Origin of the sequence: Streptomyces sp. SBT349 (assembly GCF_001083795.1) — a bacterium.
Lineage (GTDB): Bacteria > Actinomycetota > Actinomycetes > Streptomycetales > Streptomycetaceae > Streptomyces.
In genome coordinates this window covers 1-6,464 of the sequence record NZ_LAVK01000392.1, presented here as the reverse complement: position 1 = coordinate 6,464, position 6,464 = coordinate 1, and the positions used below count along the sequence as shown (strand labels likewise).

Sequence of the window (6,464 nt, the reverse complement as noted above, 5' to 3'; positions counted from 1 at the left end):
GTGTGGGGGGTGGCGGTGAGGGTGCCGCCGATGCTGCGGGCGCGTTCGCGCATGCCGGTGATGCCGAAGCCGGGGCCGGCGGCCGGCTTCTCCGGCCGGGCGGAGCCGTTGTCGACGACGTCGAGGTGGAGTGCCGTGCCCTGATGGCGTATCGACACCTCGATGGAGACGCCGGGTCCCGCGTGGCGGACCGCGTTGGTCAGCGACTCCTGCACGATGCGGAACGCCGCCGCGCCGGTGACCGGCGGGACCGGGTCGTCGGCGTCCAGGGTCAGCGTCACCCTGGCTCCGGCCGCCTCGGCGGCGCGGACGAGGCCGGGGATGCCGCCGAGGTCGGGCAGCGGGTCGTGGCCGCCGCCGTTCGCGTCGTCGCCGCGCAGCACCTGAAGCGTGGTGCGCAGTTCGACGCGGGCGTCGCGGCAGGTCTCCGCGATGCTCTCCAGGGATTCGGCGAGGGCGGTGCGGTCGAGGCGTTCGGGGTCGGCGATCAGGATGTGGGAGGCGACGGAGGTCTGGACGCCGATCAGGGTGATGCTGTGGGCGAGCAGGTCGTGCAGGTCGCGGGCGATGCGCAGGCGTTCCTCGGCGACGCGGCGGGCGGCCTCCTCCTCGCGGGTGCGTTCGGCGCGTTCGGCGCGTTCGCGGATGGCGGCGATGTACTGGCCGTGCCAGCGCACGGCCTCGCCGAGCACGATGGGGACGAGGAACCAGCCGGAGACCCGGACCATGCCCACGCCGGTGTCGGCGTCGGTGTTCATCCAGACGAGGACGACCAGGACCGGGATCCCGGCGGCCAGCACCAGGCTGCGGCGCAGCGTTCCCGACACGGCCACCGCGTACAGGGCGAGTCCGCCGGCCGTCAGCGGCGCGAGGTGGGGGTAGTCGAGGGCGTGGTAGGGCTGGACGACGCACACGTGCGCGAAGAGCACCGCCAGCGGGCTGCGGCGGACCCAGGGCAGGGGCAGCATCGCGCCCGCGAGGAGGAGCCAGCCCGTGAGGTCGAGTTCCTTGCCGTCCGGCTCGGCGACGACCGCCGTCAGCGCGCAGAACGCGCCGACGAGGACGGCGATGAGCAGGTCGCGCCGCGGGACACGGACGCCCGTGTCCCGCGGAGGTGGGAGAGCCCTCATCGCGCAGCCGTCATCCGGCCCCGGCCCCGGCACGGGCACGAGCACCGGCATCCGCACCGGCATCCGCACCGGGCTCGCGGGAGAGGGGGCCCGGCGACCACACGCGGCGGCCCAGCAGCCAGCTCGCCGCGGTGACGATGTAGGTGCGGACCAGGAACGTGTCGAGCAGCACGCCGACCGCGACGATGAAGCCGATCTCGATCATCATCACCATCGGCATCGACATCAGCACCGCGAAGGTGGCCGCCAGCACGATCCCGGCGGAGGCGATCACGCCGCCCGTGGTGCGCAGCGCGGTGAGCGCCGCCTGGCGCGTGTCCATGCCGCGCAGGTTCTCCTCGCGCATCCGGTGCATCAGGAAGATGCCGTAGTCCACGCCGAGGGCCACGCCGAAGACGAAGGTGATCACCGCCATCGACTGGTCGATGCCCTCGAAGCCGAAGACCGAGGAGAACAGCAGGCCGCCCAGGCCCATGGCCGCGCCCCAGGAGGCGACGACGGCGGCGAGCAGGATCACCGGGGCGGTGACGCTGCGGAGCAGGGCGATGAGGATCAGCAGCACGGCGCCGAGGACGAGGGGGATGACGAGCATCCGGTCGTCGGCGTTGGTGTCGGCGAGGTCCATCTGCTGGGCCGTGGAACCGCCCACCACCGCGTCGGCGCCGTCGAGGGCGGCCAGATCCTCGCGCAGCGTCTCGACGGTGGCCTTCTCGCCGTCGGACTCGGGCGGGCCCTCGGCGTAGACACTGATCTCGGTCCAGCCGTCGCCGCTGCGGGCCGTCCGGGCGTCGGCGACGCCCTCGGTGGCCCAGGCGGCGTCGAGGACGGCGTCGGCGTGGTCGCTGCGCGCCATGACCGCGATGGGCTGGGCGCTCTGGTCCGGGTACGCCTCGGCCAGTTGCTCCATGGCGGTGATGGACTCGGGGGTGTCGACGAAGGAGTCCTCGCTGTTGAGGGTGGAGGGCATGGCGAAGTTGCCCAGGGCCAGCGCGCCCATCAGCGCGAGGCCGCCGGCGAGGATGGCGACGGGGCGGCGGGTGATCGAGCCGCCCACGCGCGCGAAGTAGCCGCGCTTGGCGTCGGTGCCCTCGCTGCCGTAGGCGGGGATGAAGGGCCAGAACACGCGCCGTCCGCATATCACCAGCAGGGCCGGGAGCAGGGTCAGCATCACCAGCAGCGAGCAGACGATGCCCGCGACGCCGACCGGGCCGAGTCCCGCGGTGCTGTTGAGGTCGGCGGCCATGAGGCACAGGAGGCCGGCGGAGACGGTGGCGGCGGAGGCCAGCAGTGCCGGGCCGCAGCCGCGGACGGCGTGGAGCATCGCGTCGAAGGGGCGCTCGTGGCGGCGCAGTTCCTCGCGGTAACGGGCGACCAGCAGCAGTGCGTAGTCGGTCCCGGCGCCGAAGGTCAGCACGCTCATGACCGCGAGGTTCATGCCGTTGACGGTGACGTCGAACATCTCGACCAGGCCGTAGACCAGCGCCCTGGAGGCCATGACGGCGACGCCGACGCCGAGGAGCGGGAGCAGCCACAGCATGGGGCTGCGGTAGGTGAGGATCAGGAGGATGGCGACGATGGCGGCGGTGGTCATCATCAGGGTGCCGTCGACGGAGGAGAAGACCTCGTCGTTGTCGAGCGCCAGTCCGCCGGAGCCGCCGACCATGACGGTCAGGCCGTCCGGAAGCCCCTCGGCGACGGTCTCGCGGACGTCGCGGACGGCTTCGATGCGTTCCTCCTGTTCGGCGAGGCCCCTGATCGAGACGGGGTACATCTCGGTGGTGCCGTCGGCGGAGGGGATGCCCTGTGCCGTGGCCTCACCGGCGGTCTCGTACCGGGCGGCGATGCCGTCGACCTGGGCGCGGGCCGCCTCGCGGTCGGCGCCGGTGAGGCCGCCGTCGCGCTCGTAGACGAGGATCACCTCGGTGGTCTCGCCGCCGGGGAGGCTCTCCTGGAGCGCGACGACCTGGGTGGAGTCGGCGCTCTCGGGCAGGTAGTCGATGGTCTCGTTGCTCTCGGCGTCGGCCACCTTGCCGCCGAGGGGCGCGGCGATGGCGAGCAGGCCGACCCAGAGCGCCAGGATGCCCCACAGTATGGCCCGGCGGCCGCCGGGCCATACTGTGGGGCATCCTGGCGCTCTGGGTCGGCCTGCTCGCCATCGCCGCGCCCCTCGGCGGCAAGGTGGCCGACGCCGAGAGCAACGAGACCATCGACTACCTGCCCGAGAGCGCCGACTCCACCCAGGTCGTCGCGCTCCAGGAGAGCCTCCCCGGCGGCGAGACCACCGAGGTGATCCTCGTCTACGAGCGCGACGGCGGCCTCACCGGCGCCGACCGCGAGGCGGCCCGCGCCCAGGTCGACGGCATCGCCGCCCGGTACGAGACCGCCGGTGAGGCCACGGCACAGGGCATCCCCTCCGCCGACGGCACCACCGAGATGTACCCCGTCTCGATCAGGGGCCTCGCCGAACAGGAGGAACGCATCGAAGCCGTCCGCGACGTCCGCGAGACCGTCGCCGAGGGGCTTCCGGACGGCCTGACCGTCATGGTCGGCGGCTCCGGCGGACTGGCGCTCGACAACGACGAGGTCTTCTCCTCCGTCGACGGCACCCTGATGATGACCACCGCCGCCATCGTCGCCATCCTCCTGATCCTCACCTACCGCAGCCCCATGCTGTGGCTGCTCCCGCTCCTCGGCGTCGGCGTCGCCGTCATGGCCTCCAGGGCGCTGGTCTACGGCCTGGTCGAGATGTTCGACGTCACCGTCAACGGCATGAACCTCGCGGTCATGAGCGTGCTGACCTTCGGCGCCGGGACCGACTACGCACTGCTGCTGGTCGCCCGTTACCGCGAGGAACTGCGCCGCCACGAGCGCCCCTTCGACGCGATGCTCCACGCCGTCCGCGGCTGCGGCCCGGCACTGCTGGCCTCCGCCGCCACCGTCTCCGCCGGCCTCCTGTGCCTCATGGCCGCCGACCTCAACAGCACCGCGGGACTCGGCCCGGTCGGCGTCGCGGGCATCGTCTGCTCGCTGCTGGTGATGCTGACCCTGCTCCCGGCCCTGCTGGTGATATGCGGACGGCGCGTGTTCTGGCCCTTCATCCCCGCCTACGGCAGCGAGGGCACCGACGCCAAGCGCGGCTACTTCGCGCGCGTGGGCGGCTCGATCACCCGCCGCCCCGTCGCCATCCTCGCCGGCGGCCTCGCGCTGATGGGCGCGCTGGCCCTGGGCAACTTCGCCATGCCCTCCACCCTCAACAGCGAGGACTCCTTCGTCGACACCCCCGAGTCCATCACCGCCATGGAGCAACTGGCCGAGGCGTACCCGGACCAGAGCGCCCAGCCCATCGCGGTCATGGCGCGCAGCGACCACGCCGACGCCGTCCTCGACGCCGCCTGGGCCACCGAGGGCGTCGCCGACGCCCGGACGGCCCGCAGCGGCGACGGCTGGACCGAGATCAGTGTCTACGCCGAGGGCCCGCCCGAGTCCGACGGCGAGAAGGCCACCGTCGAGACGCTGCGCGAGGATCTGGCCGCCCTCGACGGCGCCGACGCGGTGGTGGGCGGTTCCACGGCCCAGCAGATGGACCTCGCCGACACCAACGCCGACGACCGGATGCTCGTCATCCCCCTCGTCCTCGGCGCCGTGCTGCTGATCCTCATCGCCCTGCTCCGCAGCGTCACCGCCCCGGTGATCCTGCTCGCCGCCGTCGTCGCCTCCTGGGGCGCGGCCATGGGCCTGGGCGGCCTGCTGTTCTCCTCGGTCTTCGGCTTCGAGGGCATCGACCAGTCGATGGCGGTGATCACCTTCGTCTTCGGCGTGGCCCTCGGCGTGGACTACGGCATCTTCCTGATGCACCGGATGCGCGAGGAGAACCTGCGCGGCATGGACACGCGCCAGGCGGCGCTCACCGCGCTGCGCACCACGGGCGGCGTGATCGCCTCCGCCGGGATCGTGCTGGCGGCCACCTTCGCGGTGCTGATGTCGATGCCGATGGTGATGATGATCGAGATCGGCTTCATCGTCGCGGTCGGCGTGCTGCTCGACACGTTCCTGGTCCGCACCTACATCGTCACCGCGGCGAGCTGGCTGCTGGGCCGCCGCGTGTGGTCGCCGGGCCCCCTCTCCCGCGAGCCCGGTGCGGATGCCGGTGCGGATGCCGGTGCTCGTGCCCGTGCCGGGGCCGGGGCCGGATGACGGCTGCGCGATGAGGGCTCTCCCACCTCCGCGGGACACGGGCGTCCGTGTCCCGCGGCGCGACCTGCTCATCGCCGTCCTCGTCGGCGCGTTCTGCGCGCTGACGGCGGTCGTCGCCGAGCCGGACGGCAAGGAACTCGACCTCACGGGCTGGCTCCTCCTCGCGGGCGCGATGCTGCCCCTGCCCTGGGTCCGCCGCAGCCCGCTGGCGGTGCTCTTCGCGCACGTGTGCGTCGTCCAGCCCTACCACGCCCTCGACTACCCCCACCTCGCGCCGCTGACGGCCGGCGGACTCGCCCTGTACGCGGTGGCCGTGTCGGGAACGCTGCGCCGCAGCCTGGTGCTGGCCGCCGGGATCCCGGTCCTGGTCGTCCTCGTCTGGATGAACACCGACGCCGACACCGGCGTGGGCATGGTCCGGGTCTCCGGCTGGTTCCTCGTCCCCATCGTGCTCGGCGAGGCCGTGCGCTGGCACGGCCAGTACATCGCCGCCATCCGCGAACGCGCCGAACGCGCCGAACGCACCCGCGAGGAGGAGGCCGCCCGCCGCGTCGCCGAGGAACGCCTGCGCATCGCCCGCGACCTGCACGACCTGCTCGCCCACAGCATCACCCTGATCGGCGTCCAGACCTCCGTCGCCTCCCACATCCTGATCGCCGACCCCGAACGCCTCGACCGCACCGCCCTCGCCGAATCCCTGGAGAGCATCGCGGAGACCTGCCGCGACGCCCGCGTCGAACTGCGCACCACGCTTCAGGTGCTGCGCGGCGACGACGCGAACGGCGGCGGCCACGACCCGCTGCCCGACCTCGGCGGCATCCCCGGCCTCGTCCGCGCCGCCGAGGCGGCCGGAGCCAGGGTGACGCTGACCCTGGACGCCGACGACCCGGTCCCGCCGGTCACCGGCGCGGCGGCGTTCCGCATCGTGCAGGAGTCGCTGACCAACGCGGTCCGCCACGCGGGACCCGGCGTCTCCATCGAGGTGTCGATACGCCATCAGGGCACGGCACTCCACCTCGACGTCGTCGACAACGGCTCCGCCCGGCCGGAGAAGCCGGCCGCCGGCCCCGGCTTCGGCATCACCGGCATGCGCGAACGCGCCCGCAGCATCGGCGGCACCCTCACCGCCACCCCCCACAC

General features: G+C 73.0%; 4 protein-coding genes. 2 read left to right on the top strand and 2 right to left on the bottom strand.

The genetic code is table 11. The features are described from left to right. Together ADY01_RS30970 and ADY01_RS30965 are read right to left on the bottom strand one after the other, a co-directional pair. The coding region (locus ADY01_RS30970; protein WP_049580037.1) for a sensor histidine kinase at positions 1-1,130 on the bottom strand (1,130 nt) is incomplete at its 3' end. Positions 1,131-1,140: 10 nt separating this feature from the next. Next, positions 1,141-3,210, bottom strand: coding sequence for an MMPL family transporter (locus ADY01_RS30965; RefSeq protein WP_049580036.1), 2,070 nt, complete (start codon positions 3,208-3,210; stop codon positions 1,141-1,143). 44 nt (positions 3,211-3,254) lie between these two features. Between ADY01_RS30965 and ADY01_RS30960 the strand changes: the two genes are divergently transcribed. Both ADY01_RS30960 and ADY01_RS30955 read left to right on the top strand, forming a co-directional pair. After that, positions 3,255-5,324, top strand: coding sequence for an MMPL family transporter (locus ADY01_RS30960; RefSeq protein ID WP_049580036.1), 2,070 nt, complete (start codon positions 3,255-3,257; stop codon positions 5,322-5,324). 10 nt (positions 5,325-5,334) lie between these two features. Next, positions 5,335-6,464, top strand: a 1,130-nt coding sequence (locus ADY01_RS30955; protein ID WP_049580037.1) for a sensor histidine kinase, incomplete at its 3' end; no start/stop codon positions are given.